The organism is Halomonas sp. SIMBA_159 (assembly GCF_046536035.1).
Taxonomy (GTDB): domain Bacteria; phylum Pseudomonadota; class Gammaproteobacteria; order Pseudomonadales; family Halomonadaceae; genus Vreelandella; species Vreelandella venusta_A.
In genome coordinates this window covers 1-238 of record NZ_JAWJBT010001555.1, presented here as the reverse complement: position 1 = coordinate 238, position 238 = coordinate 1, and the positions used below count along the sequence as shown (strand labels likewise).

Here is a 238-nt window from a genome sequence, read left to right as displayed (position 1 = left end):
GACATCAATCAGAACATAGTCATCTGATTTTTGTTCCATTAACTGCTTTAACTCATGAACGGTCATTTCCGGAACATCGGTTTCTTCCTCTTGAGTTTGGGGAATACCACAGAACTGTTCATAATCAATGAGTTCTTTAATTTCAGAACGGTCTGGGTTAGGACGCAGTTTTAATTCACGGAAGCTCATGGTTTGTGCGTTATAAAGCAATAAACGTCCGCTCAACGTTGTATCCATC

1 pseudogene is annotated in these 238 nt (G+C 39.9%); it reads right to left on the bottom strand.

The features are described from left to right. A pseudogene (locus tag R0J87_RS24455) lies at positions 1–225 on the bottom strand (adenylyltransferase/sulfurtransferase MoeZ); the annotation flags it as partial. Positions 226–238: the final 13 nt, after the last annotated feature.